This window comes from Rhodococcus sp. A14 (genome assembly GCF_011603105.1).
Taxonomy (GTDB): Bacteria; Actinomycetota; Actinomycetes; order Mycobacteriales; family Mycobacteriaceae; genus Rhodococcus_F; species Rhodococcus_F opacus.
The window spans coordinates 1-25304 of sequence record NZ_JAAOQS010000103.1 but is presented as its reverse complement, the minus strand read 5'-3'; the positions used below and the strand labels follow the sequence as shown (position 1 = coordinate 25304).

The following is a 25304-nucleotide window of genomic DNA, read 5'->3' as shown; positions in this document are numbered from 1 at the left end:
TTTTGTGATGCATCAGACACCGATTCGACTTACTTGCTTGCGCTAACGATGTATATAGTTGCTTGCATCAAGTAAGTCGTCCTTCAGGGGTTGCCATGTCCGTCTCGTCAGTGCCTACCGTGTCGTCCGTATCTCTCGGCACCACCGAAGCGCTCATCGACGAGGTCTTCCTCTTCGGCCGCGTGCTTCGCGACGCCCTGGTGTCGGAAGGCGACGGTCACATCCCGCGCGCGTTGACGGGGGTCCTCCTCGTTCTCGCGGCTCGGGGGGAATGCCGGCAGAACGAACTCGCCACCGAGCTGTGTGTCAGCCAGTCCTCACTCAGTCGCCAGATCACCGATCTGGTGGACGTCGGCTACGTCACCCGGCACTCGGATCCCGCCGACGGACGTGCATTCCGAATACGCGTGTCGCCGGAGGGAATGGCGTACGTCAAGCACGTGAGAACACAGCGAGCCGCACGAATGCAGAAGTTGATGACCGGATGGAACGAGACCGAGGCAGCGATTGCCCTCGAGTCCATCCGGCACCTGAAGGAAACACTCTTCGATCCAGAACACCGGACCGTCACGAGCTCGAACCCGATTGGAACACAAAGCGTATGACCGAAACACAGACTCGGCCGCCGGTTGAAGAAACGACGGCCATGACGCACCGCCAAATCCTCGAAGCCCTCACGGGCCTGCTCGCGGCGCTGTTCACCGCGCTGCTGAGCAGCACGATCGTCGCCACCGCCCTCCCGACGATCATCGGTGACCTGAAGGGCACGCAGACCGCGTACGCCTGGGTCATCACCAGCGCGTTGCTCGCCAATGCCGCCTCGACACCCATCTGGGGCAAGCTCGCCGACCTGTTCAACAAGAAGGTTCTCGTCCAGAGCGCGATCGTCATCTTCGTCATCGGTTCGGTGATCGCGGGCTTCGCGCACAACGTGCCGATCCTGCTGGCCGCGCGCGTCATCCAGGGCGTCGGCATGGGTGGCCTGACGGCCCTCGTCGTCGCCATCATCGGCACCATCGTCGCTCCCCGTGAGCGCGGCCGCTACTCCGGTTACATGGGTGCCGTCATGGCCGTGTCGATGTCGGGTGGTCCGATCCTCGGCGGCGTCATCGTCGACAGCCCCCTCGGCTGGCGCTGGTGCTTCTTCGTGTGCGTGCCGCTCGCCGTCATCGCACTGTTCCTGCTGCAGCGCACGCTGCACCTCGCGACCGAGAAGAAGGACGACGTCTCCATCGACTGGCTCGGCGCCCTCCTGCTGACCGCCGGTGTGTCCATCCTGCTGATCTGGGTCTCGTTCGCCGGCAAGGCGGGCTACTACGAGTGGTTCTCCCGTGAGACGGTCATGTACGTCGGATCGGGTGTACTCCTGCTGGCCGCGACGATCCTCGTCGAAGCCAAGGCCAAGTCACCGATCATCCCGCTCAAGATCGTCACGGAGAAGACCACCGGACTCGCCATCATCGCGTCCGTCGCCGTCGGTGTCGGAATGTTCGGTTCCACCACGTTCCTCGGCCAGTACTTCCAGACCTCGCGTGGCTACACCCCGACCATGGCCGGAGTGCTCACCATCCCGATGGTCGCCGGCATGCTCCTCGGCACGGTCGGATCCGGACAGCTCATCACTCGCTTCGGTAAGTGGAAGCCGTTCGTCGTCGGCGGCGCAGTCCTGATGATCGTCGGCTTCGGATTGCTCGGCACCATCGATCACGAGACCAGCCTGACCCTGGTCGGCGCGTACATCGCGATCATCGGTCTCGGCATGGGCATGCTGATGCAGAACCTGGTCCTCGCGGTGCAGAACACCGTCAGCGTCCAGAACATCGGTGCGGCATCCAGCTCGGTCGCCTTCTTCCGGACCTTCGGTGGCGCGATCGGCGTCTCGGTTCTCGGTTCGGTGCTGGCCACCCGCGTCGCCGACCTGTCGGCCGACGGTTTCGCGAAGCTCGGCATCCCCACCGGGTCGAGCAGCGGCGGTGGAAGCCTGGACCTGACGTCCATGCCCGCTCCCGTGCAGGGTGTCATCCGCGCCGCATACGGAGACGCGACCGGCCGGATCTTCCTCATCGCCGCCGCCGTCGCCGTCATCACCCTGATCGCCGTCATCCTGCTGCCCAACCGCCCGCTGCGTCGCACCATCGACCTGTCGAGCGAGCAGGAGCCCGTCCAGGAACCCGAGTACGCCCCCGTTCCGGAGTACGCACTCGAGCCCGACACGGCACCGATCCAGTCGTCCGACGTCCGCGGCGGCAGGCACGAGGCCCCCGCCGATCAGCGGCAGCCCTTCGCGGGGTTGAGCGCCGACGCCCGGGACCGTCTCCTGTCCATGCTGCTGCCCCAGCCGGAGCGGACGCTGGAAGCGATCGACGAAGCGGAGAAGATCCGCGACGAGGTCAACCGCCTGCGCAACGATCTCAACGCCAAGCTCGTCGAATTCGACGCGGTCTGGGATCGCCTGCGCGAGCTGGGACTGAGCGAAGAGCAAGTGGCCGGCGTCCTCGGCGGCGGCCACGTGACGGACACCGGCAACGGTGCCCTCATCCGCTGAATGAGATGATCGTTCAGTTCCACGACGCCGTCGGCCCGCCCACGTATCCCCCTCTACGTGGGCGGGCCGGCGGCGTGTTCGCTCAATTGACCCGGTTCACGCTGGTGGGCACGTCGAGCAACGTGCTCTACGCTCTCGCGTTCTTCACCCTCGACATGTACGGGTCGTTCGTCGCCAACCTCGTCGGCGTGGTGACCAGCTCGATGCTGGCCAACGAACTCCACCGGCGGCTCACCTTCCGTGCCGTGGACCGCGTCCGCTGGTTCGTCGCACAGTGGGAGGGCGGAACCCTCGCGCTGATCGGCCTGGCCGTCAGCTCACTCGCGCTCGCCCTCCTGCACATGCTCTTCCCCGGCGCCGACGGTCCGGCGCAGGTCGCGCTCGTCATCGCCGTCAGCGCCGTCGTCGGCGGGCTGCGGTTTCTCGCACTCCGCGGGTGGGTTTATGCCTCCGGCCCGTGAGTACTTATTAACCGCCCGTGGTTAACAAGTACTCACGGCAGGGGACGGTGCCACGGACCCGTGATGGCCAGCGTCAGCCCCGGCGACTGGATGTTCACGAACAGGATCTTCCCGTCCGCACTGAATGCCGGACCGCAGAACTCGCTGTCGTTCAACTCGTTCCGAGCCATCGCGAACGGCTCGCCCTCCGCCGTGACGCCCACGAGGTGGCTGATTCCCTCGCCGTCCTCGGCGAGGATCACGCCGCCGTACGGCGAGACGGTGATGTTGTCGGGCCCGTCGTAGTTTCCGGTATCGACAGAGGGATCGGGATTGACACCGAACAGGGTCTTCAGCGTGACGGTCTGCTTCGCCGGGTCGTAGAACCACACCTGGCCGTCGTGCTCGGCGACGCTGCCGTCGCTGGTCCGCGCGTAGCTCGCGACGAAGTAGGCGCCGCCGTCGCCCCACCACTGTCCCTCCAGCTTGCGGCTCCGGGTCACGACGTCGTTCCCGAACTGCTCGCGCACCGACGTGCTCGTCGCGTCGCGGTCCGGCACACCTACCCACTGCACGGCGTACACGGTGCCCGGCTCGGTGGCCTGCGACAGGTCGGGGACGTGCGTTCCGCCCTGGAAGCACGCCATCGCCTGGAGGGCGCCCGCGGTGTCGCCGCCCGGAGACTGCGCGAGTTCACGCAGCGCATTCGGCCCGCCCCGGAAACCCTGCGGCGGCGTCCACCGGTAGTACAGGCCGTTCGGCCCGGACGCATCCTCGGTGAGGTAGATGGTGCTCGACGCCGGATCCACCGCCACGGCCTCGTGCGCGTACCGGCCCAGGAACTTCAGCGGCACAGGACTTTTCCCCTTGTTCGCCTCCTGGCTCGCCGGGTCCACCTCGAAGACGTAACCGTGGTCGAGCAGGAACCCGTCCTCCCCCGCCCGCGCCTCCGTCTCCTCGCAGGTCAACCACGTTCCCCACGGGGTGATGCCGCCCGCGCAGTTGTTCACGGTGCCCGCGACGCTGACGTACTGGCCCTGCCGTGCGCCGTCGGCGCCGACCGCGGTCGTGGTCGTGCCGCCGCGCGCGCCCGTGTCGTACGTCAATCCGTCGAGGGCGGGTACGCCGAACGGTTCGTCGCTGCCGATCTCGTGATTGGTGACGAGTGTGGAACCGCCGGGTCGCGCGAACACCCCGATGGCGTCGGGATCGCTCGGAACCGGTACGCCACCGTCCAACTGGGTCTCACCCGAACGGGAGACGACGGTGTACGAAAAACCCACCGGGAGCGAGAGAATGCGGTTCGGGTCGGGTACGAGCGGTCCGTAGCCGATCGCCTGTCCCGGCGCCGCGGACGCGAACGCCGGCCGGACGAGGGCGTCGACGCTTCCGGCGAGTGCCACACCGAGGCCGGTGAGCGCGGTGCGACCGAGGAACCCGCGGCGGTTGAGTGGTGCAGTGGACACTGTCTGAAACCTCCATGGTGACGAACCGGGACCCTCGGACGGTAGGGACCGGACTGCCCTGGTTCGTGGACGCACCGTGGCGGGCGCGTGAACCGGGCGAGAACTTCCCCTGTGAGTACTTGTTAACCCCCCGCGGTTAATAAGTACTCACGGGCGTTGACATGTGACCAAATGGTCACCTATTCTCGATTCATGGACGACGATCACGTCTTCAAGGCGCTGGCCGATTCCACCCGCCGCCTGATACTCGACCGATTGTTCGCCCAGGATGGTCAGACGCTCACCGAACTGGAGTCGCAGGTCGAGATGACGCGCTTCGGGGTCATGAAGCATCTGCGTGTACTCGAAGACGCGGGACTCGTCGTCACGCGCCGCGCCGGCCGGGAAAAACTTCACTATCTCAATCCTGTGCCGATACAGCTGATCCACAACCGGTGGATCGACAAATACACCGAGCGTCACACGAGTGCGCTCGCTCAGCTGAAAACCGAACTGGAGGAAGAGAAATGACTACCGCCGACGCATTCCAGATCTACGCGGTCTACATCAAGGCGACACCGGAGGCCATCTGGGACGCCATCACCAAACCCGAGTGGTCCCAGCAGTACGGCTACGGCGGCCTCGTCGACTACGACCTCCGCGCGGGCGGTGCGTTCCAATCGCGCGCGGACGACGCGATGAAGGAATACCCGGGCGTGCCCGACGTGATCGTCGACGGCGAGGTGATCGAGTCCGATCCGCCGAAGAAGCTGGTGCAGACGTGGCGGATGCTGATGGACGCCGACAACGTGGAGGGATTCACCACGCTCACCTACGAGATCGTGCCGTCGAGCCGGCCCGGAGTCGCGAAACTGACTGTCACACACGACCTCACCAACGCACCCGGCCTGGCCGAGATGGTCGCGGGCAAGCGGGAATCCGAGGGCGCGGGCGGCGGCTGGAACGAGGTGCTGAGCGGAATGAAGACCCTGCTCGAGACGGGGCAGCCGATGGTGAACTGGGGCTGACCGCCGGGTCGGCGGGCGCGAGGGCCCGACATCTGTCGGACGGCCGCAGTAAGCTCCAACCATGACGGCTGCGCAGTCGCTCGACGGGGATTTCCTCGCACTCGCCGACCCTTACCGGCGCGAGTTGCTCGCCCATTGTTATCGCATGATGGGCTCACTTCACGACGCCGAAGACCAGATGCAGGAGACCTTCATCCGGGCCTGGCGGGGGTACGACGGCTACCAGCAGCAGGCGTCGCTGCGGACGTGGCTGTACAAGATCGCCACCAACACATGCCTGACGGCCCTGCAGAGCAAATCCAAGCGTCCGCTGCCGAGTGGGCTGGGCGCTCCCGACTCCGACCCGACCGCCGACCTCGTCGAACGACACGAGGTGCCGTGGCTCGGACCGCTCCCCGACCGCCTCATCGACGACGATGCGAACGATCCCGCCACCGTCGTGACGTCGCGCGAGTCGGTGCGGCTGGCGTTCATCGCCGCCCTTCAGCATCTTCCTGCACGTCAGCGTGCGGTTCTCGTCCTCCGCGACGTGTTGCAGTGGAAGGCGTCGGAGGTCGCGGCGGCTGTCGGTACCACCACGACGGCGGTCAACAGCCTGCTGCAGCGTGCACGTGCGCAACTCGAACTGGCCATGCCGACGGCCGACACTCTCGTGGAACCGGAATCACCCGAGGAACGCGACCTCCTCGACCGCTACGTCGCCGCGTTCGAGAACTACGATATCGACGCGATCGTCGAACTGTTCACCAAGGACGCCGTCTGGGAGATGCCACCGTTCGACGGCTGGTATCGCGGGGGCGCCTCGATCGGCACCCTGATCAGCGGAAACTGTCCAGCCAAGGCTGCGGGCGACATGCGCCTGGTGCCCACGGCGGCCAACGGACAACCGGCCCTCGGCCTGTACATGCGCGGGGAGGACGGCGTCCACCGTCCGTTCCAGCTCCACGTCCTGGACGTCACGGCTGACGGGGTCTCCCATGTCGTCTGCTTCTTCGACGTCGATCTGTTCGAGAAGTTCGGACTACCGGAGACCCCGCCCGCCTGACCCCTACGCCGGCACGGCGGCCGGATCCATCCACATGACCTCCCAGACGTGACCGTCCAGGTCGCGGAACGCGCGTCCGTACATGAAGCCTTCGTCCTGGAGCTTGCCCCACGACGTCCCGCCGGAGGCGAGGGCTTTGTCGACGAGGCTGTCGACCTCCTCGCGACTGTCGGCCGAGATACACATGAGGGCCTCGACGGACTTCGAGGTGTCGCAGATGCCGCCCTCGATGAAGTCCTTGAACCGGGACTCGACGAGGAGCATCACGGACGTGTACTCGTTGATCACCATGGCGGTGCAGGAGTCGTCGCTGAACGTAGTGTTGAACTCGAAGCCGAGTCCGGCGAAGAACGTCTTGGTCGCGTCGAGGTTCTTGATCGGCAGGTTCACGAAGAGCATCCGGGACATGTGATTCTCCTTCTCGGGTTCCGCCCACTGCGGAAGGTCATCGATACAGACCGCAGCGGTGCGCAAAACTCATCGGCGACCGCTCGCCCGATCCCCTCAGCTCTCGGCGAGGTCGAGGAACGAGCCGATGATGATCCGCCCGGCCGCTTCCACGTCGGCCATGTGGGCCCCCGACGGCGCGGTGTCCGGCGGCATGTGGGCCTGCATCACCGGCAGCTGCGCGCGGGTCAGTTCGACGTGGAACTGCAACCCGTACGCCCGGCGGCCGATCGCGAACGCCTGATTCTCGTAGAGGTGACTGCTCGCCAGCCCGATCGCGCCGTCGGGGAGGTCGAAGGTGTCGCCGTGCCAGTGGACGACGGGCACCTCGGCGCCGGCCGAACCGAACACGGGATCGCGCGTCCCGTCCACGGACACGGTGACCGTCCCGGCGCCGTTCTCCGGGGTCGGCCCCCGGCGGATCGCGCTGCCGAACGAGGCGGCGAGAAGCTGCGCGCCGAGGCAGATTCCCAGCATCGGAAGTCCGGCGTCCACAATTTCTTTGATGAAGTTTCGCTCTCGTGGAAGTTGCGGGTGGGTAACGTCATCGAGTGCGCCCATCGGACCGCCCATCACCACGAGGCCGCCGATGTCGTGAACGGCCGGGAGTTCCGACGCCCGGTACATGGGGTACTCGGTGTACCGAATTCCCCGCTCCGCCAGCAAAGTACCGACGAGCGCCGGTCCCTCGAACGGCACGTGCTTTACAACCGCCCATGGCTTGTTCATGCCACAATTCTTACCGAGTAGGGACTTTCGACCCTATGCAGGCCCGAATTCGCGAATTCCGCACTGAGTGCACAAAATTCGGATGTTCACACGGAGTTCACCTTCGGTGTACTCCACCCGAATGACACCATCCAAACTGGACGCTTGTCTAGTGGCATGGCTCACGCGAAACCTGTAGAAATACGACGTCACGCTTTCGTGACCCGTCCCATATCAATTAGTTATCCGGTGGTGGTCCCTGACAAACGGAACGTCACCATCTCCCGTTACCTCAGACCACAGACGAGCCCTCCCGCGATCCGGGAAGTCGTCTACGGGATGGAAAGGGCCCTAGATGCCGCTCCCCATGTCCCCTCTCGACTCGATGTTCCTTCTCGGCGAGTCCCGTGAGCACCCGATGCATGTCGGCGGCGTAGAGATCTTCCAGCTCCCGGAAGGCGCCGACACGTACGACATGCGCGCGATGCTCGACCGCGCGCTCGCCGACGGCGACGGAATCGTCACCCCCCGGCTCGCCAAGCGAGCCCACCGGTCCTTCTCGACGCTCGGTCAGTGGAGTTGGGAGACCGTCGACGACATCGACCTCGGTCACCACATCCGGCACGACGCGCTGCCCGCCCCCGGGGGCGAGGCCGAGCTGATGGCACTCTGCTCGCGGCTGCACGGATCGCTGCTCGACCGCAGCCGCCCGCTGTGGGAGATGCACCTGATCGAGGGACTGAGCGACGGACGGTTCGCCGTCTACACCAAGATCCACCACGCGGTCGCCGACGGCGTCACCGCGATGAAGATGCTGCGCAACGCGCTCAGCGAGAACTCGGAAGATCGGGACGTGCCGGCACCGTGGCAGCCGCGGGGCCCGCGGCCGCAGCGGACGCCGTCGAAGGGCTTCAGCCTGTCGGGTCTGGCCGGTTCCACGTTCCGCACCGCCCGCGACACCGTCGGTGAGGTCGCCGGGCTCGTGCCCGCGCTCGCCGGCACCGTGTCCCGCGCCTTCCGCGACCAGGGCGGCCCACTCGCCCTGTCCGCACCGAAGACCCCGTTCAACGTGCCGATCACCGGTGCCCGCCAGTTCGCGGCGCAGTCGTGGCCGCTCGAACGTCTCCGGCTCGTCGCCAAGCTGTCCGACACCACCATCAACGACGTCGTGCTCGCGATGTCCTCCGGGGCGCTCCGCAGCTACCTCGAGGATCAGAACGCCCTGCCCGCCGAGCCGCTGATCGCGATGGTGCCGGTGTCGCTGAAGAGTCAGCGCGAGGCGTCGAACGGCAACAATATCGGGGTACTCATGTGCAACCTCGGCACCCACCTCCCCGACCCGGCGGATCGCCTCGACACCATCCGGACGTCGATGCGCGAGGGCAAGGAGGCGTACGAGACGATGAGTGCGACGCAGATCCTCGCGATGAGCGCTCTCGGCGCGGCACCGATCGGCGCGAGCATGCTGTTCGGGCACAACTCGCGGGTGCGCCCGCCGTTCAACCTCATCATCTCCAACGTTCCGGGTCCCAGCTCGCCGCTGTACTGGAACGGGGCGCGGCTCGACGCGATCTACCCGCTGTCGGTGCCCGTCGACGGCCAGGGCCTGAACATCACCTGCACCAGCAACGACGACATCATCTCGTTCGGGGTCACCGGCTGCCGCAGCGCGGTGCCCGACCTGAAGTCGATCCCCGCCCGGCTCGGGCACGAACTGCGCGCCCTCGAGCGCGCGGTCGGAATCTGATCCTAGGGACTCTTACGGTCGCTGTGCCCGAGGTGGCGGTCGGGCGCCACCCGGTCCCGGACCAATTGCTTGAGCACGGTGATGTCGGGGAAGCCGCCCTGTTCCTTGCGGTCCCAGATCAGTTCGTCGTCGACGGTGATGCGGAAGATCCCGCCGGTGCCGGGGACGAGCGCGACCTCGCCGAGGTCCTGCCCGAACGTGCCGAGTAATTCCTGCGCCATCCACGCCGCACGCAACAGCCACTGGCACTGGGTGCAGTAGGTGATCGCGACCCGGCCGTCTGCGCTGCTCGTCATCATCGTGCCAGGTTAGCCGAAGGCGCTCCCCCGCTTGCTGTTCGAGTTGCACGGAGGACACCTGTTCGTCATGCGGACGTCAGCATCGTGAGGCAGACTGTCGATCGCCATGCTGTGCCCCCTCGACGAAAGGAAGCCGCCATGTCGACCGCGCTCGAAGAATCGCGTCGCCACGCCATCGAGCTGACCAACGAGAAGATCCAGGCCGTCAAGGACTTCTTCACCAACATCTTCCGCCTGGACACCACGCACCGGACCGAGGCCTGAACACATGGGGAGGTCTTCGCCGAGAAGGCCTCCCCGTGTTCACCGGATCGTCTCGAAGAACTGCACGACCTCCGCGGTGCGGAAGTGGTCTTCCGAGACGTGCGGTCCGCTCACCTCGACGAACTCGACGGCGTCCGAGCCGCGGCGGAGCATCTCGACCCACGGCCCCGTGACGCCGGCAATGTTCGCCACCTCGTCCTCCCGCGACGCGTACACCCGAATCGGCACTCCGACATAGTCTCCCGGCTCGTGCCGGACGGCGTCCCAGTGCTCGGTCTTCGGTTCGAGGTCGTGCCCGTCCGCGGACACGCGGAAGGCGTCCCGCACGGTGTCGCGTCCGTGTTCGCCCCGTTCCCACACTGCGCGCAGCGACAGCGACGGAGCGATGAACACGGCTCCGTCCCACGCGACCTCCCGCAGGCGTACGGCGTTGGCAGCGGCGTTGGCGCCCATCGATTCGCCGATGAGGAACCGAACTGTCACCGGCCACCGGCGGGACACCCACTCGTCCAGTGCGACCACGGCGTCCTGCGCCAGGCGGTTTCCCCACTGGTCGCCGTGCAGGTAGGGACTGGCGACCAGGTAGCCGGCGTCCAGCAGGCCGTCCCGCAGGCCGGCGCGGTCGTCGATCGACCTCTCGTCACCCGTACGCCCGTGCAGGTAGCACGCGACCGCGGACGGCGTCACCCCGCGCGGCACCGCGACCAGCGCACGATCGCCGGAGCGTGGGACGGTCACCGCGTGCTCGTCGAACGCCGTGCCATGTGCCGTGCACCGCGTCAGCGGTTCGACGGGCTGGGCACGAGGTGTCACCCCGCCACGCTAACAAGCGGAGACGCGACGTGCGTGGCGGGGAATTCGGGCGCGGTATCGGTTTCGCCGAGTCGAGCTGACGCCCGGCGGCACGCTCCTATAATTCGTACCCTGAGCCCTAGTTGCGAGGGGGACCGATGGCCGGCTTCCTGCTACGACGAGCGCTCAACTACGTGGTGCTGTTGCTGCTGGCGTCGTTCCTGACGTTCAGTCTCGCCTCGCTCACGTTCCGGCCGCTCGACAGCCTGGAGCAGCGCAACCCCCGGCCACCCCAATCGGTGATCGACGCGAAGGCCGCCGAACTGCATCTGGACGACCCGATCCCGGTGCGGTACGCGAACTGGCTGGGCGGCGTGGTCCACGGCGACTTCGGCACCACCATCACGGGTCAGCCGGTGTCGGACGAGTTGGGTCGCCGGATCCTGGTGAGCATGCGATTGCTGATCCTCGGTTCCGTGATCGGAGCGGTGCTGGGTGTGCTGATCGGCGCCGCGGGTGCGATCCGGCAGTACAAGTTCAGCGACTATTTCAGCACCGTCCTGTCGCTGCTGATTCTCAGTGCGCCCGTGTTCCTCGTCGCGACACTGCTGAAATATGGTGCTCTCCAGATCAACTCGGCCACCGGAAGCCAGATCTTCTTGTACACTGGCGAATCCTCGGCCAGCACGATCATCGGGTTCTGGCCGCAGTTCGTCGACCGGGTGCAGCATCTGGTGCTGCCGACTATCGCGCTGGCGCTGGGCAGCATCGCCGGCTACAGCCGGTACCAGCGCAACGCGATGCTCGACGTTCTGGGCAGCGACTTCATCCGGACCGCGCGGGCGAAGGGACTGACCCGGCGGGCGGCACTGCTCAAGCACGGTCTCCGGACGGCGCTGATCCCGATGGCGACGCTGTTCGCCTACGGATTCGGGGCGCTGGTCGTCGGCGCCACGTTCACCGAGACGATCTTCGGCTGGCACGGTATCGGCGAGTGGATCGTGATCGGCATCGACAACCAGGACACCAACATCGTCGTGGCGATCACATCGTTCACCGGGCTGATCGTGCTGTTGTCGGGACTGCTGTCGGACGTGGTGTACGCGGCGCTCGACCCGAGGGTGCGTGTCGGGTGACCGAGATCCAGATCGCGTCCACCGATGCGGCGGTGTCGGCCGTCGGTCGCCGGACCCTGCTGTGGCGGCGGTTTCTCCGGAACAAGCCCGCCATCGCCGGGGTGTGCGTCCTGGTGCTGTTGTTCGTGGGCAGTTTCGTCGGACCGCACCTGCTCCCCTACGACTATCAGCAACTCGACTACACCGCGCTGCTGCAGCCGCCCAGCGCCGAACATCCGTTCGGCACCAACCAGATCGGCCAGGACGTTCTCGCCCAGACGTTGCGCGGGCTGCAGAAGTCGCTGATCATCGGGATCTGCGTCGCGATCTTCTCCACCGCCATCGCGGCGCTCGTCGGTGCGCTGGCAGGGTACGTCGGCGGCTGGCCCGATCGGGTGATCATGTGGCTGGTCGATCTGCTGCTCGTCGTTCCCAGTTTCATCATCATCGCCGTGTTCACTCCGCGGCTGAAGTCCTCGAGCTCGATCGCCCTGCTGATCCTGCTGCTGGCGGTGTTCGGCTGGATGATCACCGCCCGGATGGTCCGGGGAATGACGCTCAGCCTGCGCGAGCGGGAATTCGTCCAGGCGGCCCGGTACATGGGCGCCCCCACCCACAAGATCATCACCAGCCACATCGTTCCGAACATCGCGTCGATTCTGATCATCGACGCGACCCTGAACGTCGGTGCCGCGATCCTCGCCGAGACCGGGCTCAGTTTCCTCGGGTTCGGCGTCCAGAAGCCGGACATCTCCCTCGGGTCACTGATTGCCGACGGCACCGAATCCGCGCTCACCTACCCGTGGCTGTTCCTGTTCGCGGGCGGACTGCTGGTGATCACCGTGCTGTCCGCGAACCTGGTGGGCGATGGTCTGCGCGACGCGGTCGACCCCAGCTCGACGCGCGCCCGGTCCCGCAAGAGGAAGACGAAGGCGAAGCGGTGACCGGGCAACCGCTGCTCGAGATCGAGGACCTGCGGGTCAGCTTTCCCAGCGAGGAGGGCCGGATCGAGGCGGTGCGTGGTGTCAGCTACCGCGTCTCCGACGGCGAGGTGCTGGCCATCGTGGGTGAGTCGGGTTCGGGTAAGTCGGTGGCATCCCTCGCCGTGATGGGTCTGCTGCCCGAGCACGCGCGCGTCACCGGCTCGATCCGGTTGCAGGGCCGCGAGTTGCTGGGCATGGGCGACAAGGAGCTGTCGGCGCTGCGCGGGAAGACGGTCAGCATGGTGTTCCAGGATCCGCTGTCCGCGTTGACGCCGGTGTACCGGGTCGGTGACCAGATCGCCGAGGCGCTGCTCGTCCACGGCCGGGCGACCGGCAAGAAAGATGCCGCGCAGCGGGCTGTCGACCTGCTCGACCTGGTCGGGATACCCGATCCGGCGGTGCGCGCCAAGGCCTTTCCCCACGAGTTCTCCGGCGGCATGCGCCAGCGCGTCGTGATCGCCATCGCCATCGCCAACGACCCCGCGCTGATCATCTGCGACGAGCCGACCACCGCCCTCGACGTAACCGTGCAGGCGCAGATCCTGAACCTGCTGCGCAAGGCCCGCGACCTCACCGGCGCCGGCGTCGTGATGATCACCCACGACATGGGCATCGCCGCGACGCTGGCCGACCGCGTGGTGGTGATGTATGCGGGCCGGGTGGTGGAGTCGGCGTCGGTGCGCGAACTGTTCGCCGAACCCCGGATGCCCTACACCGCAGGCCTACTCGTGTCCGTGCCGCGGATGGACGCTCCGATCCGGAGCCGCCTGGTCTCGATCGCCGGTGCCCCGCCCGCGCTGCATTCGCTGCCACCCGGCTGCACGTTCGCGCCGCGCTGCCCGCTCGCGGTCGACGCCTGCCTACTCGCCGAGCCGGAACTCGTCTCGACCGGACGCGGTCATCAGGCGGCGTGCATCCGCGTCGACGAGACGCGCACCCGCGACCTGTTCACGGCGTATCGGCGGGACCAGCCGGCACCCGCCGCCACCGCGGAGACGGCACCCGAGCAGCGCGTGGTGCTGCAGGTGGCCGATCTCGTGAAGACGTATCCGATCACCAGCGGTCTGGTGTTCCGCCGCAAGCGGGGCGAGATCCGGGCGGTCGACGGCATCAGCTTCGACATCAGCGCCGGCCGCACGCTGGCGCTGGTGGGTGAATCCGGCTCGGGCAAATCGACCACGTTGACGCAGATTCTCGACCTGGCCGAACCGGAATCCGGTTCGATCGCGGTGCTGGGCGCCGACGTCGCGGCGCTGAGCCCACACGAGAAGCGCGCGATCCGGCACAAGATGGCGGTCGTCTTCCAGGATCCGACGGCGTCCCTGGATCCCCGGCTGCCGGTGTTCGACGTTCTCGCCGAGCCGCTCCGGCTGGACGGCCGCAGGCGCGAGGAGGTCGGCCGCCGGGTACCTGAGTTGCTCGACCTCGTCGGGTTGCGCCGCGAGCACGCCGATCGCTATCCGGCGGATTTCTCGGGCGGCCAGAAGCAGCGGATCAGCATCGCCCGGGCGCTCGCCCTCGATCCGGAACTGCTGATCCTGGACGAGCCGGTGTCGTCGCTCGACGTCTCGATCCAGGCCGGGGTGCTCAACCTCCTGCGCGACCTTCAGGAGCAGCGAGGCATGTCGTACCTGTTCGTCTCCCACGACCTGTCGGTGGTCCGCAACATCGCGCACGACGTCGCGGTGATGTACCGGGGCAGGATCGTCGAGTCGGGGACAGCGCAGACGATTTTCGAGGATCCGCAGCACGAGTACACCCGGGCACTCCTCGAGGCAATTCCCGTTCCGGATCCGACGTATTTGGCACACTAAAGCTCAGCGAACTTCGAGGAAGGGCACATCCATGAGGATTCGTTCGGCGCGCACCCGCCTCGCGGTATCGGTCCTGGCCATCGGCCTGATTCTCGGTGGCTGCGGGGGTTCGGACACCGGCGGCGTCGAGGCCGGGTCCGGGTCGATCGGCACCACCAACGACATCAATCCGCACGACCCCAGCGAGCTACGCGACGGCGGAAACCTGCGGTTGGCGTTGTCGGGTTTCCCCCCGAATTTCAACACCCTGTCCAACGACGGCAACGACACCGAGATCGGCGCCATGCTGAAGCCGATGATGCCCCGCGCCTTCAGCACCGACGCCTCGGGAGCGCTGTCGGTGAACCACGACTACTTCACCGACGTCGCGCTCACCGGCACCGACCCCCAGCAGGTCACGTACACGATCGACCCGAAGGCCGTGTGGTCCGACGGCACCCCGATCACGTGGGCGGACATCCAGTCTCAGGCCGCAGCGCTCAGCGGGAAGAACAAGGAATTCCTGATCGCGAACACGTCCGGGTTCGAGCGGGTGGACAGGGTCGAGCGCGGCGTCGACGACCGTCAGGCAGTGATCACATTCGCCGAGCCGTACGCCGAATGGAAGGGCCAGTTCGCGGGCAATTCGATGCTGTACCCGAAGTCGGTCACCGCGACCCCCGAGACGTTCAACGAGAGTCTGCGCGACGGGGTCACACTGACGTCGGGACCGTTCCGGATCGCGTCGATCGACAGGGCGCAGAACCGAATCACGCTGGGCCGCAACCCCGCGTGGTGGGGCAACACTCCGAAACTCGACACCATCACCTACAGCGTGCTCGACGACTCGGCGCGAATTCCCGCTCTGCAGAACAACGAGATCGACGCGTCCGGACTGGGCACCATCGACGAGGTGAAGACCGCGCAGGGTTCGGCAGGCATCGCGATCCGCCGGGCACCGGGAAACCAGTTCTCGCACATCACGTTCAACGGAGCGGAGGGATCGATCCTCGCCGATCCGGAATTGCGGGTGGCGCTGTCCAAGGGCATCGACCGGCAAGGCATCGCGACCGCGATCCAGAACGGTCTGGTCGACGATCCCCAGCCGCTGAACAACCACGTCTACCTCAACGGCCAGGAAGGCTACCAGGACAACAGCGCAGCCGTCTCCTACGACCCCGAGGAGGCCGCGAGGCGGCTCGACGAACTCGGCTGGACACTCAACGGCGAGTTCCGGGAGAAGGACGGGCGCAGGCTCGAGATTCGCGACGTGATGTACCAGTCGACCACCTGGGTTCAGATCGCGCAGATCCTTCAGCAGAACCTCGCGCAGATCGGCGTCAAGCTGAACATCGACACCCGTGGCGGCACCGGGTTCTTCACCGATGTCATCCAGCCCGGCGACTTCGATATCGCCCAATTCTCCTGGGTGGGTGATCCGTTCCCACTCAGCGGCCTGCCGCAGATCTACGCGTACAACCCCGACGACCTGCAGGGAAATTACGGCCGGATCGGTTCGCCCGAACTGAACGCGCTGATCGAGCGGACGATCTCGGAACTCGACCCCCAGAAGGCGATCGAACTGGCCAACGAAGTGGACACCGCGGTGTTCGAAGAGGGATTCTCGCTGCCGCTGGTGCAGGCGCCGGGCAACGTCGCGGTGCGCGACAACCTGGCGAACTTCGGCGCCGCCGGCCTCGCGTCCTACGACTACACCACGATCGGCTTCCTGAATTAGCGGGTTCGCGGCCGTCCGCTACCCCGTTGCCGTCGGCGCGTGCGCGCTGGTGGTGTGCGGCGCGTTCGCCGTGGTCGCCGACGCCGATCAGCTCAGCGCACTGGTCGTGGTGGCGGCGACGGTGCTCGGTGTCACCGGCTACACGTGGTTCGCTGCCACCCGTTCGGGGTCGGAGCCGGGTCGGCCCGCCACGGTGCACCGGGTACGCCAGCAGCATCGGCTGACCAGCAGGTCCTGGATCGAGGTTCGTGAGGAACCGGGTTCACTGTGGATTCCGGTGTTCTTCGATCCCGCGCTGATCACGATGCCGACCCCGACCGCGGCGACGGTGCACGACGCGGGGCGTCGCCGCGTCGTGGTCTGGGAAGGCCGTCGACTCCGCCCGTCCGGGCAAGCGCGTCGTTCGGAGCCGGCCGGGCGGTTGATCGACAACCCGTCGCGGCCGGATCCGGACGGCCCGGTGCGCGCCCGGGCGGCCGCTCGACCGGTCCGCCGGATCGTCCTCGACGCCCAGTTCGCAGTGGCGGCACCGTTCGTCGGGGCACTGTGGGTGTACGTCGCGGGCGGTGGGCTTCCGGCGTTCGCGGGCGCGACCTGTGTGGCTGCGGCTGTCGCGGTGTGGTTGGCGGCCGTCCGCGGCTCCGACCCCAGCTGAGGGGTCAGGACATGGTGACGCCCGCGCTGACGAAACACGGCAGCAGTCCGGCGATCTCGCTCAGCACGGGGCCGAATCCCACGGCTGCGGGTACCGGGTCGTTGACGAACGCGACACCCCGGAATCCTGTGGTGAGGTTGGTGAACTGCACCACGGCACCGTTCCACTGCGCGAGCGGCGCAGCGGTGGTGTACCGGATCCGGTCGGGCGCGACCCGCTCCGCGTTGAACGTCAGCCACGCGCCGGGGGCGCACGTCGACATCGAGCCGGGAACGAAGGGCGCCGCCGAGGCGGCCGCGGGCACTGCGAACGACAGTGCGCCTGCCACGGCGATCACTGCACCCAACCGGCCCACCACGTGTCGAGTAGACATCGGAATTCCTTTCGGGGCGCGCCAATCCGTCTCCCCGATACGGCGGAACCGCGTCACTGAGTGTGAATACCAGGTCAGAGAATTATATCCCCGCAGGTACCTCCCACCGCCAGGGTCAGGAGGCGTCACCCACGTCCAATTCGAGGCGGTCCCCTTCGAGCAGGACCACCCGGCTACGTCTTTCATGGCAGCGTCTACGTAGATTTCATACTGTCTGCCACTGATGTGGCGGGCGATAGAGATGTACGTGTGTCACGGCTACCCGCATCACCGTGCGGTGGTATGGGTTTGACCGTGTCCCACACCGACGCTTGTGATGCAGGAACATGCTGTTTCGAATTCACCCCCAACCGCCGTGTTGTGGTGGGTAGGCTGCGGCGGACCCGTCGGTGCCGTGGCCTGCTCGGGGTGGGACCGTGCTTGTCGCGGCAGCGGCGTACCGGTGCATGTTCGGCCACCCGGACCGCGGACAATTGCCCACGCCGTCTGGTGGCTTTGTTTCTGCCGAGCAGTGCGCGTTTAGCCAGGTTCACCCCGGCCATATGGTCGCGGTTACCACCGACCCGGCAGCGGGGACACCACGCGTCGTGATAGCCGCCGGGGCGGGCAAGCGGTTCGTCGCAGCCCGGACACAGTGCGGAGGAACCTCGGGCCGGCACCGACACCACCGTGACGCCGACACCTGTGGCGGTGTGCGCGAGGGCGGCGACCGCTTGGCGGCGGGCGGACTGCGCGGCCCGGTTGTTGTTGACTCGTCCGTGTCCGCGGGTCTCGAGGGTGGTGAGATCTTCCACCGCGATCACCTGCGCGCCCGCCGCCTCGGCGTAGTCGGTGACCTGGCGGGCGAAATGGAACGCCAGTTCCCGGTTGATCTTTCCCCGCTTGACGCCCACCGCGGTCCGGTGGTCGTTCAGGACGGCGATCTTCGTCTCCAGCCGGGCGCGGACCTCGGGTGGGGCGGTGGCGGCCAGCCGCGTCAACCGGGCCGCCTTGCGGTGCAGCATCTGCCCCTCGGCTTGCAGGCGTGCCAGTTTGATCCCGAGGCCGCGGTCGTCGTAGGTCCAGCCCAGGTAATCAGAGGATAACCCGTCCGGGCCCTCTGCTGCGATGGCGGCGGCACCGAGAGTGGACGGGGACCAATCGACGCCCACCGCCGCCGCGCCGTCCATTAGATCGGCTTCAGGGACGAGCTCGGTAGCGGCGCACCGCCACAACAGACCCCGGCGATCGAGGACCAGGGTCGGCAGATGCCAGTCGGAGACAGCTCTGCCGTGCAGGTGCGCGGGGACGGCGGCGGTCAGCCGGACCCGCCGCCACTGCGCCCGCCCTGCCGGGGTCGGGCAGGTGGGCAACTTCACCGTCAACACCAGCTCGTCACCGGTGACGGCAAGCTGCGCGAGCTGCCGATCGGCGGCCGACAGCCGTGCCATCGCGCTCGTCTGCGGCGGACCCTGCACCTCGGTGATCCGCAACCGGCCGGCCGGTGCCCCGCCGCCGCGGCGAGAGCGGGCGACGAGCTGACGTTGCACGCCCCGAGCGAAGCCCGACGGCACGTCGTCCGCCGACCCGACCGGCGGCGCCACAACCCCGGTGGCCGGGTCGAATCGGGCCGACAGTGCCGTGATCGCGGCGTCCCGCTAGGCCAAGGTCCGCAGGGTCGCCATCACCTGCGCCGTCACCACCCGGGTCACCCGCGACGGCACATAGACCCCGTCCGGAAAGATCGGGTTCCAGCCGAGACGTGCCGCGGCGGCATGACCTTGCACGGGCAACCTACGGTCCTGACGGTCACGACCGGCGGCAAGCACATCGAACGTCGCCGGCAGCCACAGCCGCGACACCAACTCGGCGCCGGCCGCGGTGATCAGGTCGAGGAGCCACCCCACCCGGGTATCGACGTCGTCGAGGCCGATCGGCTCACCGGTCGCATCGTCGACTGCCCCGTATGGGCGGGTGGTGAAGGCGAATTGCCGCGGCGCAGTCGTTCCCGGCCCGGTCATGCCGGCCAACCAGGATCCAGGCACAGCCGAACGAACCGAGTCACGTCCAGTTGACGACAGTGGTCGCCGCCGCAGCAACCAAAACCGAATGGTGGGCCGGTGCCGTCGCATCCGCGAGGGTGTAGCGGGCAGGTGCTGTGATCGCCGGGATCAACTCCCGCCGCCCGCCAGACCGCCAGCGCTGCGTCGGACAGAACGTCCGCCCACGGCCCCCTGGCACGATCTTTCATCGCACGGAAAGCGACGCCGCGGACCGTCAGCATCGCTAATTCGGTATAGCGACGGCATCGTCGAGAAGCCAGAGTTGATTCCGTTTCGACCGCAGCCGATCGAACCGGCCGGACAACGATGCCAGCAACCATGACGTCATCCACCAAACCTCCACCAACGATTCATCGGCCTTGTCTCACAAGACCTCGACTGTAACGCCGACCCCCGACAAGCACCGCTCGGTCCACGCCACCTGCGAACCGGGCCAACCGATCTCGCCACACCCCCGGCCACACCGTAAACCGACCCCTTGGTCGCGTCGTCGAGCATCCGGCCGCACCCCGCCCGCCGGTCCCTCGAGACCCGAACCGCGATCCGTATAGACCCAATACACCTCGCCACCAATATTGCGACAACAGTTGGCGGCCTCCGGGATCGAACGCCCAGGAGAGGGCGGCTTCGAATCCCAGTCTTCTCTCACCCGCCGCAATACACACGAGTAGCGGACCACTCGGTTTGCAATATTTTCGTCGGGCCGCGGGGGTCAGCTCTGCGCGAAGTTGAGGTAGGCCTTCGACGGCGTCGGGCCGCGCTGGCCCTGGTACTTGGAGCCGACGGCGGAGCTGCCGTACGGGTGTTCCGCCGCGCTCGACAGCCGCAGCAGGCACAGCTGGCCGATCTTCATCCCGGGCCACAGGGTGATGGGCAGGTTCGCGACGTTGGAGAGCTCCAGCGTGATGTGCCCGTTGAAGCCGGGGTCGATGAACCCGGCCGTGGAGTGCGTCAACAGCCCGAGGCGGCCGAGCGAGGACTTACCCTCGAGGCGTCCCGCAAGGTCGTCGGGCAGCGAACACACCTCCAGCGTGGAGCCGAGAACGAACTCACCGGGGTGCAGAACGAACGGCTCCCCCTCGGCCGGCTCGACCAGCGTCGTCAGCTCGTCCTGCCGCTGAGCTGGGTCGATGTGCGTGTAGCGGGTGTTGTTGAACACCCGGAACAGGCTGTCGAGGCGCACATCCACGCTCGAGGGCTGGACCATCGAATCATCGAACGGGTCGATGCCCAGACGTCCAGCGGAAATTTCGGCACGGAGATCGCGATCGGAGAGGAGCACAGGTAAAGGTTAACGGGTGTGGATGGCCATCGAGAGCAGCAGTTCGGTGCAGGTGTCCACGAGCTCCTCCTCGGGGAGGGTCACCGTGCCGTTCAACCACGCCGTCAGGGTCTGCGCCAGGCCACCGACCATGAAGTGCGCGGCCAGGTCGAGGCGCGGGCTCTCGGCCACCTCGTAGTACCCGACCGTCTGCTTCGTGACCAGGCCCGCGAACAGCCGCGAACTGTCGAGGCGGCGCTGCGCCAGCACCGCGCTCGACTGCGCCACCGAGAACATCAGACGGCCCTGACGCGGATCCTCGGCGACCTCCCGCACGATGTTGCGGACCCCGGCGCGCACGATGTCGCGTTCACCGGGCCCGGCGTTCGACACGGCATCCAGGGTGCTGGTGGCGATCCGATCCACGACGTGGTCGTAGACGGCGACGGTGAGCGCGTCGCGGTCGGTGAAGCTCTCGTAGAAGTAGCGGGTGGCGAGTCCGGCCTGCTTGCAGACTCCGCGCACGGTCAGGGCGTGGTCGCCCTCCGCGCTGCCCAGCAGGTCGAGTCCGGCCTCGATGAGCCGGCCACGTCGTTCCGATGTGCGCTGGTCGCGCTCCTGGCCGCCATAGACGCGTCCGCCGTCGCCCGTCGAGTGTCCGACCTTCGCGTTCACCGGTGCGGTAGCCATGCGCACCATCTTTCCACTGGACTCTGGACGGCGAACATATATGTGAGTACGGTCGTGTTCAGATAGCGAATCCGCGGTGGGGAGAGGGAACAAGAATGTCGACGTCACTCGAAGTACCGGACCGTCTCGATCAGGTCATGGACGGCGCCGGACTACTGGCAGGCGCAGCGAACATCATCATGCAACTCGCCCATCCCAGGGTCGGGTACGGCGTGTACGAGAGCAAGGTCGAGAGCGGCCAGCTGTTCAGGCATCCGATCAAGCGGACCCGCACCACGCTGACCTACCTCGTGGTGGCGGCCCGCGGCACCGACGAGGAGAAGGCGGCCTTCCGCAAGGGCGTCAACCGCGCCCACGCCAAGGTGCGCTCCACCCCCGACAGTCCCGTGCAATACAACGCATTCGATCCCGAACTGCAGCTGTGGGTGGCCGCCTGCATCTACCGGGGGTTCGAGGACGTCAACCGCGCCCTGCACGGCGACCTCTCCCCCGCCGCCGCCGAGTTCTTCTACAAGGAAGGTGCCACGTTCGGCACCACCCTCCAGGTACCCCCGGACATGTGGCCCGAAGACCGCATCGCGTTCGACGAGTACTGGAACAAGGCCCTCGACAAGGTGTCGATCGACGACACCATCCGCGAACACGTCCTCTCCATCGCACGCCTCGAATTCCTGCCCGCCATCGTCTCCCGCCTGTTCGGCCGGCTCAACATGTTCTTCACCAACGGCTTCCTGCCCCAGCAGTTCCGCGACGAAATGCACCTGACATGGACCGACAAGGATCAGCAGCGCTTCGACCGGACCCTGCGCACCATCGGCACCGTCAGCAGGCGCATCCCCGTCCGCATCCGGGAGTTCCCCTACAACCTGCTCATGTTCGATCTGCGACGCCGAATGAAGGCCGGCAAACCCCTCGTATGACACACCGCATGTGCGCCCGGGTAGTCCGGATCACCATCTGATAATGTTTCCGCCGCAGGGTGTTGGGCCTGCCTACGGGCGCCCAATATCGTGCGCGCCGATGTAGTTCAATGGCAGAACATCAGCTTCCCAAGCTGAATACGCGGGTTCGATTCCCGTCATCGGCTCCATCCATTCCATCCACCCCGCATCCACGCCCTGCGTCGTCCAGCCCGCCCCACCCACTCGACCCATCCGTCCGTTGGTTGGCGGTTGTCGGGGGTTGGCAGGCGGCGATCACCAAATTGCTCGATGAATTGAGTTGAGTCGAAACTTATTCCCGGCCCAGCTCGGCCGGGGCATCGGAGTGGCAACGCGGTCCTCGACGGCGCCGACGCGGTGATGCTCTCCGGTGAAACCTCGGTCGGTGCATACCCGCTCGAGACCGTCGCGACGATGGCGCGGATCCTCACCGCCGTCGAACACGAATCCACACCCCGCTGCCGCTGCTGGAATTCGCCCCGGTACCCCGGATGAGCAACGAACCCGCGCTCATCTGGGGTACCGAAACCTTCCTCGTCGACCCGGTCCAGTCGACCGACGAGATGATCCGCCAGAACGACACCGACTCCTCCGGTTGGTCCGCTACCAGAGCGTGGACCTCGTCGTCATCGTTGCCGGCTCGCCCTCGCCCACCGTCGGATCCACCAACCTCATCCACATCCATCGCGTCCGCGAAGACGACTTCACATCGGTCCAGCCACCTGCCGCCACGGATCGTCGTCGGCACTGTGCGAATCCGGTCGGGAGTGGGCGTCTGGTACGTCGCAGTGGTCCGCTGCGATGCGGAAAGGATCGAGATCGGCGAATGGACGAACATCCAAGACGGCTGCGTCCTCCGCGCAGATCCCGGTTTCCCGCTTGTTATCGACACAGGGGTATCGATGGGACACACGCGATCCTGCACGCCTGCACGATCGGCGACGACCTCCTCGTCGGCATAGGTGCGACGGTGATGAACGGCGCCCGCGTGGGGGCCAGCACCCTGATCGCCGGCATCCCCGGAAAGGTCCGGCGTTCCCTGACAACATAGGAACTAGGAGTACCCCTCGGCCGAACGCACCTTATCCGCGTCGAGCGGTGGTGTCTCGCACCTGAATCCCGTACGGCAGTATCTCTTTGCGTGCGGGTCCCTTGTCGCCGGCGAGACGTTGGAGAAGCATGCGTGCGGCGCGTTGGCCCATCAGATCCCGCGGCACGGTCACGGTGCTCAACTGGAGGGGGCCGGCGCTGGAGAAGCTCATGTCGTCGAACCCGGTCAGGGCCAGGTCTTCCGGCACGCGCTTGCCGATTTCCCGGGAGACGTCGAGAACGCCGAGCGCGATCATGTCGTTACCGCAGACGATGGCGTCTATCTCGGGGTGTTCGGCGAAGAGTGCTCGGGCGCGCAACGCGCCGGCCGGTCGGGTCAACTCTCCCCACACGTCGGGTTCGTTGACCGCGCGCAGACCCGCTTTGGCCAGGGCGTCACGGTATCCGTTCATGCGGTTGACCGACACGCTCGAGGTGTCGGGGCCGCCGAGGATGGCGACCTTGCGCCGGCCGGTGGCGACCACGTGGGACGCGATTTCGAACGAGGCGGAGTAGTCGTCGATGCCGACCCAGTCGGAGGGTTCGTCTTCGATCTTGCGGTAGAGCTGCACAACGGGGATGTTCTCGTGGCGGAGCTTGTCGAGGAGAGGTTTGTCGGCGGCGACGAGCGAGGTGAAGATCAGGCCGCTGCAATTTCGGTCGACTTGCGCGAACGCGACATCCGATTGCCGCGAACCGTCCACGCCGACGTGGGAGACGAACACCTCGTAGCCTTCTTCGGCGGCGGCGGCGACCACTCCCCCGGCGACCTCGGTGTAGAAGGGATTCGCGATGTCCGCCAGAAGTAGCCCGATTGCTTTCGTGGTGCCCGAGCGCAGTTCCCGGGCGATCCTGCTGGGTCGAAACCCCATCTCCTCGGCGATGGCGAGGATCCGCTGGCGGCTCTCGTCGCTGACCCCGGGCGCCCCGCTGAGTGCGTAGGAGACCGCGGCAGCAGATACCCCCGCCTTGCGGGCGACATCGCTCATCGTCACTCGCCGGGTGCGGCCACCGTTGGACTTACTGTCGGTCATGCGCGCCAGCTTACGCGGTTAAGTGATGCTTTCAGGGGCGGCACCGCGCCGCGTCCTGCACAAACGCCATCGCTGATTCGTTTAAGTTGTATGAAACTCCGCCAATGACTCCTTAATCACTCGGTCGACTACCCAGACTCTATCCATTTAGCCAGTTAAGGGCACTATTGAAGCACTGAAGCGTCACCACTTGTGCGCTGAAACACAACGATGTACGGTCACTTATGCGATTAAGCGAAAGGAGAGCATCGTGAGTTCCACTGTTGAGATGAAGAACGAAGAGGCTGTGCCTTACACGGGTCCGAAGCCGTACGGGATGAGTGACGATCTGATCGTTCCGGGTGCGCTGGATCTGGACTGTGACGAGCGGCTGTGGGTTCCGCAGTCGCAGGATGTCGAGTTCCGGCCGCTGGTGTTGTCGGCGAGCCAGGGCTATTTCGTGAACATTCTGCGGGTGCGCCGTTCGGGGATCCTGTCCCGGCACCGGCACGCCGGTGCGGTGCACGCGTTCACCCTGCGGGGCCGCTGGCACTACCTCGAGTACGACTGGTGGGCCGAAGAGGGCACCTACGCGTTCGAGCCGCCCGGCGACATCCACACCCTCGAGGTGCCCGAGGACGTGACCGAGATGGCGACCCTGTTCCACGTGAGCGGCGCGTACATCTACGTCGACGTCGACGGCAACACCGTCGGCATCGAGGACGTGTTCAGCAAGATCGACAAGGCCCGCGCGCACTACGAGAAGATCGGTCTCGGCGCCGACTACGTCGACCGCTTCATCCGCTGACACTGCGGCGGACACCGCCTGACATGGCGCAACCACACCGAGT

At 66.6% G+C, this 25304-nt stretch carries 24 protein-coding genes, 1 tRNA gene and 3 pseudogenes; 18 read left to right on the top strand and 10 right to left on the bottom strand.

Annotation, left to right across the window (positions count from 1 at the left end; all coding sequences use genetic code 11):
* The first annotated feature begins 95 nt into the window (after positions 1-95).
* The 3 genes from G9373_RS35890 to G9373_RS35880 are packed head-to-tail and all read left to right on the top strand — an operon-like array spanning position 96 to position 3006.
* Positions 96-605: a MarR family transcriptional regulator gene (locus tag G9373_RS35890; protein WP_005264015.1), complete on the top strand. Its 510-nt coding sequence runs from the start codon at positions 96-98 to the stop codon at positions 603-605.
* Positions 602-2545, top strand: a complete 1944-nt coding sequence (locus G9373_RS35885) for an MDR family MFS transporter (RefSeq protein ID WP_064080617.1) — start codon at positions 602-604, stop codon at positions 2543-2545. The genes G9373_RS35890 and G9373_RS35885 overlap by 4 nt, the downstream gene beginning before the upstream one ends.
* 5 nt (positions 2546-2550) lie before the next feature.
* Positions 2551-3006, top strand: coding sequence for a GtrA family protein (locus tag G9373_RS35880; protein ID WP_005238131.1), 456 nt, complete (start codon positions 2551-2553; stop codon positions 3004-3006).
* 32 nt (positions 3007-3038) lie between these two features.
* Here the strand turns inward: G9373_RS35880 and G9373_RS35875 are convergent, their stop codons facing one another.
* On the bottom strand, positions 3039-4451 hold the full coding sequence (locus G9373_RS35875; RefSeq protein WP_167119703.1) for an alkaline phosphatase PhoX: 1413 nt from the start codon (positions 4449-4451) through the stop codon (positions 3039-3041).
* Between the two features lie 192 nt (positions 4452-4643).
* On the opposite strand from G9373_RS35875, the gene G9373_RS35870 reads away from it, so the two are divergent.
* The 3 genes from G9373_RS35870 (at position 4644) to G9373_RS35860 (ending at position 6503) form a co-directional block, all read left to right on the top strand.
* Entirely contained in the window at positions 4644-4961 is a 318-nt protein-coding gene (locus tag G9373_RS35870) for a metalloregulator ArsR/SmtB family transcription factor (RefSeq protein WP_206033150.1), read from the top strand.
* Positions 4958-5458 (top strand): SRPBCC family protein, encoded by a 501-nt coding sequence (locus G9373_RS35865; RefSeq protein WP_064080614.1) that lies wholly within the window; start codon positions 4958-4960, stop codon positions 5456-5458. The genes G9373_RS35870 and G9373_RS35865 overlap by 4 nt, the downstream gene beginning before the upstream one ends.
* Positions 5459-5519: 61 nt before the next feature.
* Positions 5520-6503, top strand: coding sequence for a sigma-70 family RNA polymerase sigma factor (locus tag G9373_RS35860; RefSeq protein WP_005573290.1), 984 nt, complete (start codon positions 5520-5522; stop codon positions 6501-6503).
* A gap of 3 nt (positions 6504-6506) precedes the next feature.
* On the opposite strand, the gene G9373_RS35855 is transcribed toward G9373_RS35860, so the two are convergent.
* Together G9373_RS35855 and G9373_RS35850 are read right to left on the bottom strand one after the other, a co-directional pair.
* Positions 6507-6911 carry a VOC family protein gene (locus G9373_RS35855; RefSeq protein WP_007300651.1) on the bottom strand — a complete coding sequence of 135 codons (405 nt, stop codon included), beginning with the start codon at positions 6909-6911 and terminating at the stop codon, positions 6507-6509.
* Positions 6912-7007: 96 nt separating this feature from the next.
* A complete protein-coding gene (locus tag G9373_RS35850; protein WP_043793453.1) occupies positions 7008-7679 on the bottom strand; it encodes a type 1 glutamine amidotransferase in 672 nt (223 codons plus the stop codon).
* A 334-nt stretch (positions 7680-8013) separates the two neighbouring features.
* Here G9373_RS35850 and G9373_RS35845 point away from each other — a divergent pair, with 334 nt between their 5' ends.
* Positions 8014-9405, top strand: a complete 1392-nt coding sequence (locus tag G9373_RS35845) for a wax ester/triacylglycerol synthase family O-acyltransferase (protein WP_005257349.1) — start codon at positions 8014-8016, stop codon at positions 9403-9405.
* A 2-nt stretch (positions 9406-9407) separates the two neighbouring features.
* Here G9373_RS35845 and G9373_RS35840 read toward each other — a convergent pair whose 3' ends face one another.
* Positions 9408-9704 (bottom strand): SelT/SelW/SelH family protein, encoded by a 297-nt coding sequence (locus G9373_RS35840; protein ID WP_064080613.1) that lies wholly within the window; start codon positions 9702-9704, stop codon positions 9408-9410.
* Positions 9705-9842: 138 nt separating this feature from the next.
* Between G9373_RS35840 and G9373_RS47885 the strand changes: the two genes are divergently transcribed.
* Positions 9843-9968, top strand: a complete 126-nt coding sequence (locus G9373_RS47885) for a hypothetical protein (RefSeq protein WP_005257351.1) — start codon at positions 9843-9845, stop codon at positions 9966-9968.
* Between the two features lie 39 nt (positions 9969-10007).
* On the opposite strand, the gene G9373_RS35835 is transcribed toward G9373_RS47885, so the two are convergent.
* Positions 10008-10781, bottom strand: a complete 774-nt coding sequence (locus G9373_RS35835) for an alpha/beta hydrolase (protein WP_120659568.1) — start codon at positions 10779-10781, stop codon at positions 10008-10010.
* A gap of 137 nt (positions 10782-10918) precedes the next feature.
* On the opposite strand from G9373_RS35835, the gene G9373_RS35830 reads away from it, so the two are divergent.
* Genes G9373_RS35830 through G9373_RS35810 form a run of 5 tightly spaced genes read left to right on the top strand, consistent with a single transcriptional unit; the run spans position 10919 to position 17044 of the window.
* Entirely contained in the window at positions 10919-11896 is a 978-nt protein-coding gene (locus tag G9373_RS35830; RefSeq protein ID WP_167119700.1) for an ABC transporter permease, read from the top strand.
* Positions 11893-12819 (top strand): ABC transporter permease, encoded by a 927-nt coding sequence (locus G9373_RS35825; RefSeq protein WP_144285537.1) that lies wholly within the window; start codon positions 11893-11895, stop codon positions 12817-12819. The genes G9373_RS35830 and G9373_RS35825 overlap by 4 nt, the downstream gene beginning before the upstream one ends.
* Positions 12816-14672, top strand: a complete 1857-nt coding sequence (locus tag G9373_RS35820) for an ABC transporter ATP-binding protein (RefSeq protein ID WP_167119697.1) — start codon at positions 12816-12818, stop codon at positions 14670-14672. The genes G9373_RS35825 and G9373_RS35820 overlap by 4 nt, the downstream gene beginning before the upstream one ends.
* A gap of 31 nt (positions 14673-14703) precedes the next feature.
* A complete protein-coding gene (locus G9373_RS35815; RefSeq protein WP_054245777.1) occupies positions 14704-16389 on the top strand; it encodes an ABC transporter family substrate-binding protein in 1686 nt (561 codons plus the stop codon).
* 49 nt (positions 16390-16438) lie between these two features.
* The gene (locus G9373_RS35810) at positions 16439-17044 is read left to right on the top strand and encodes a hypothetical protein (protein ID WP_133986242.1); all 606 of its coding nucleotides are present in this window, start codon (positions 16439-16441) and stop codon (positions 17042-17044) included.
* A 4-nt stretch (positions 17045-17048) separates the two neighbouring features.
* On the opposite strand, the gene G9373_RS35805 is transcribed toward G9373_RS35810, so the two are convergent.
* From G9373_RS35805 to G9373_RS35790, 4 genes and pseudogenes are all read right to left on the bottom strand, one after another.
* A complete protein-coding gene (locus tag G9373_RS35805) occupies positions 17049-17417 on the bottom strand; it encodes a hypothetical protein (protein WP_037203925.1) in 369 nt (122 codons plus the stop codon).
* 194 nt (positions 17418-17611) lie between these two features.
* Positions 17612-19417: pseudogene (locus tag G9373_RS35800) on the bottom strand (zinc ribbon domain-containing protein).
* A 754-nt stretch (positions 19418-20171) separates the two neighbouring features.
* A complete protein-coding gene (dcd, locus tag G9373_RS35795) occupies positions 20172-20741 on the bottom strand; it encodes a dCTP deaminase (RefSeq protein ID WP_005238072.1) in 570 nt (189 codons plus the stop codon).
* A gap of 9 nt (positions 20742-20750) precedes the next feature.
* On the bottom strand, positions 20751-21419 hold the full coding sequence (locus tag G9373_RS35790; RefSeq protein WP_167119694.1) for a TetR/AcrR family transcriptional regulator: 669 nt from the start codon (positions 21417-21419) through the stop codon (positions 20751-20753).
* Positions 21420-21505: 86 nt separating this feature from the next.
* On the opposite strand from G9373_RS35790, the gene G9373_RS35785 reads away from it, so the two are divergent.
* From G9373_RS35785 to G9373_RS47010, 4 genes and pseudogenes are all read left to right on the top strand, one after another.
* Positions 21506-22330, top strand: coding sequence for an oxygenase MpaB family protein (locus G9373_RS35785; RefSeq protein WP_167119691.1), 825 nt, complete (start codon positions 21506-21508; stop codon positions 22328-22330).
* A 96-nt stretch (positions 22331-22426) separates the two neighbouring features.
* Positions 22427-22500 (top strand) — tRNA-Gly (locus tag G9373_RS35780).
* 108 nt (positions 22501-22608) lie between these two features.
* Positions 22609-23054: pseudogene (locus tag G9373_RS35775) on the top strand (pyruvate kinase); the annotation flags it as partial.
* 19 nt (positions 23055-23073) lie between these two features.
* Positions 23074-23360: pseudogene (locus G9373_RS47010) on the top strand (gamma carbonic anhydrase family protein); the annotation flags it as partial.
* Between the two features lie 73 nt (positions 23361-23433).
* Here the strand turns inward: G9373_RS47010 and G9373_RS35770 are convergent.
* Positions 23434-24474 (bottom strand): LacI family DNA-binding transcriptional regulator, encoded by a 1041-nt coding sequence (locus tag G9373_RS35770; protein WP_005561026.1) that lies wholly within the window; start codon positions 24472-24474, stop codon positions 23434-23436.
* 250 nt (positions 24475-24724) lie between these two features.
* On the opposite strand from G9373_RS35770, the gene G9373_RS35765 reads away from it, so the two are divergent.
* Entirely contained in the window at positions 24725-25261 is a 537-nt protein-coding gene (locus G9373_RS35765; protein WP_037203928.1) for a 2,4'-dihydroxyacetophenone dioxygenase family protein, read from the top strand.
* The last annotated feature ends 43 nt before the right edge of the window (positions 25262-25304 follow it).

Bases quoted from the DNA above. Each gene is read 5' to 3' on its own strand.
- G9373_RS35890 (WP_005264015.1), top strand. From the start codon at position 96: ATGTCCGTCTCGTCAGTGCCTACCGTGTCGTCCGTATCTCTCGGCACC.
- G9373_RS35885 (WP_064080617.1), top strand. From the start codon at position 602: ATGACCGAAACACAGACTCGGCCGCCGGTTGAAGAAACGACGGCCATG.
- G9373_RS35880 (WP_005238131.1), top strand. From the start codon at position 2,551: ATGATCGTTCAGTTCCACGACGCCGTCGGCCCGCCCACGTATCCCCCT.
- G9373_RS35870 (WP_206033150.1), top strand. From the start codon at position 4,644: ATGGACGACGATCACGTCTTCAAGGCGCTGGCCGATTCCACCCGCCGC.
- G9373_RS35865 (WP_064080614.1), top strand. From the start codon at position 4,958: ATGACTACCGCCGACGCATTCCAGATCTACGCGGTCTACATCAAGGCG.
- G9373_RS35860 (WP_005573290.1), top strand. From the start codon at position 5,520: ATGACGGCTGCGCAGTCGCTCGACGGGGATTTCCTCGCACTCGCCGAC.
- G9373_RS35855 (WP_007300651.1), bottom strand. From the start codon at position 6,911: ATGTCCCGGATGCTCTTCGTGAACCTGCCGATCAAGAACCTCGACGCG.
- G9373_RS35850 (WP_043793453.1), bottom strand. From the start codon at position 7,679: ATGAACAAGCCATGGGCGGTTGTAAAGCACGTGCCGTTCGAGGGACCG.
- G9373_RS35845 (WP_005257349.1), top strand. From the start codon at position 8,014: ATGCCGCTCCCCATGTCCCCTCTCGACTCGATGTTCCTTCTCGGCGAG.
- G9373_RS35840 (WP_064080613.1), bottom strand. From the start codon at position 9,704: ATGATGACGAGCAGCGCAGACGGCCGGGTCGCGATCACCTACTGCACC.
- G9373_RS47885 (WP_005257351.1), top strand. From the start codon at position 9,843: ATGTCGACCGCGCTCGAAGAATCGCGTCGCCACGCCATCGAGCTGACC.
- G9373_RS35830 (WP_167119700.1), top strand. From the start codon at position 10,919: ATGGCCGGCTTCCTGCTACGACGAGCGCTCAACTACGTGGTGCTGTTG.
- G9373_RS35815 (WP_054245777.1), top strand. From the start codon at position 14,704: ATGAGGATTCGTTCGGCGCGCACCCGCCTCGCGGTATCGGTCCTGGCC.
- G9373_RS35805 (WP_037203925.1), bottom strand. From the start codon at position 17,417: ATGTCTACTCGACACGTGGTGGGCCGGTTGGGTGCAGTGATCGCCGTG.
- G9373_RS35790 (WP_167119694.1), bottom strand. From the start codon at position 21,419: ATGGTGCGCATGGCTACCGCACCGGTGAACGCGAAGGTCGGACACTCG.
- G9373_RS35785 (WP_167119691.1), top strand. From the start codon at position 21,506: ATGTCGACGTCACTCGAAGTACCGGACCGTCTCGATCAGGTCATGGAC.
- G9373_RS35770 (WP_005561026.1), bottom strand. From the start codon at position 24,474: ATGACCGACAGTAAGTCCAACGGTGGCCGCACCCGGCGAGTGACGATG.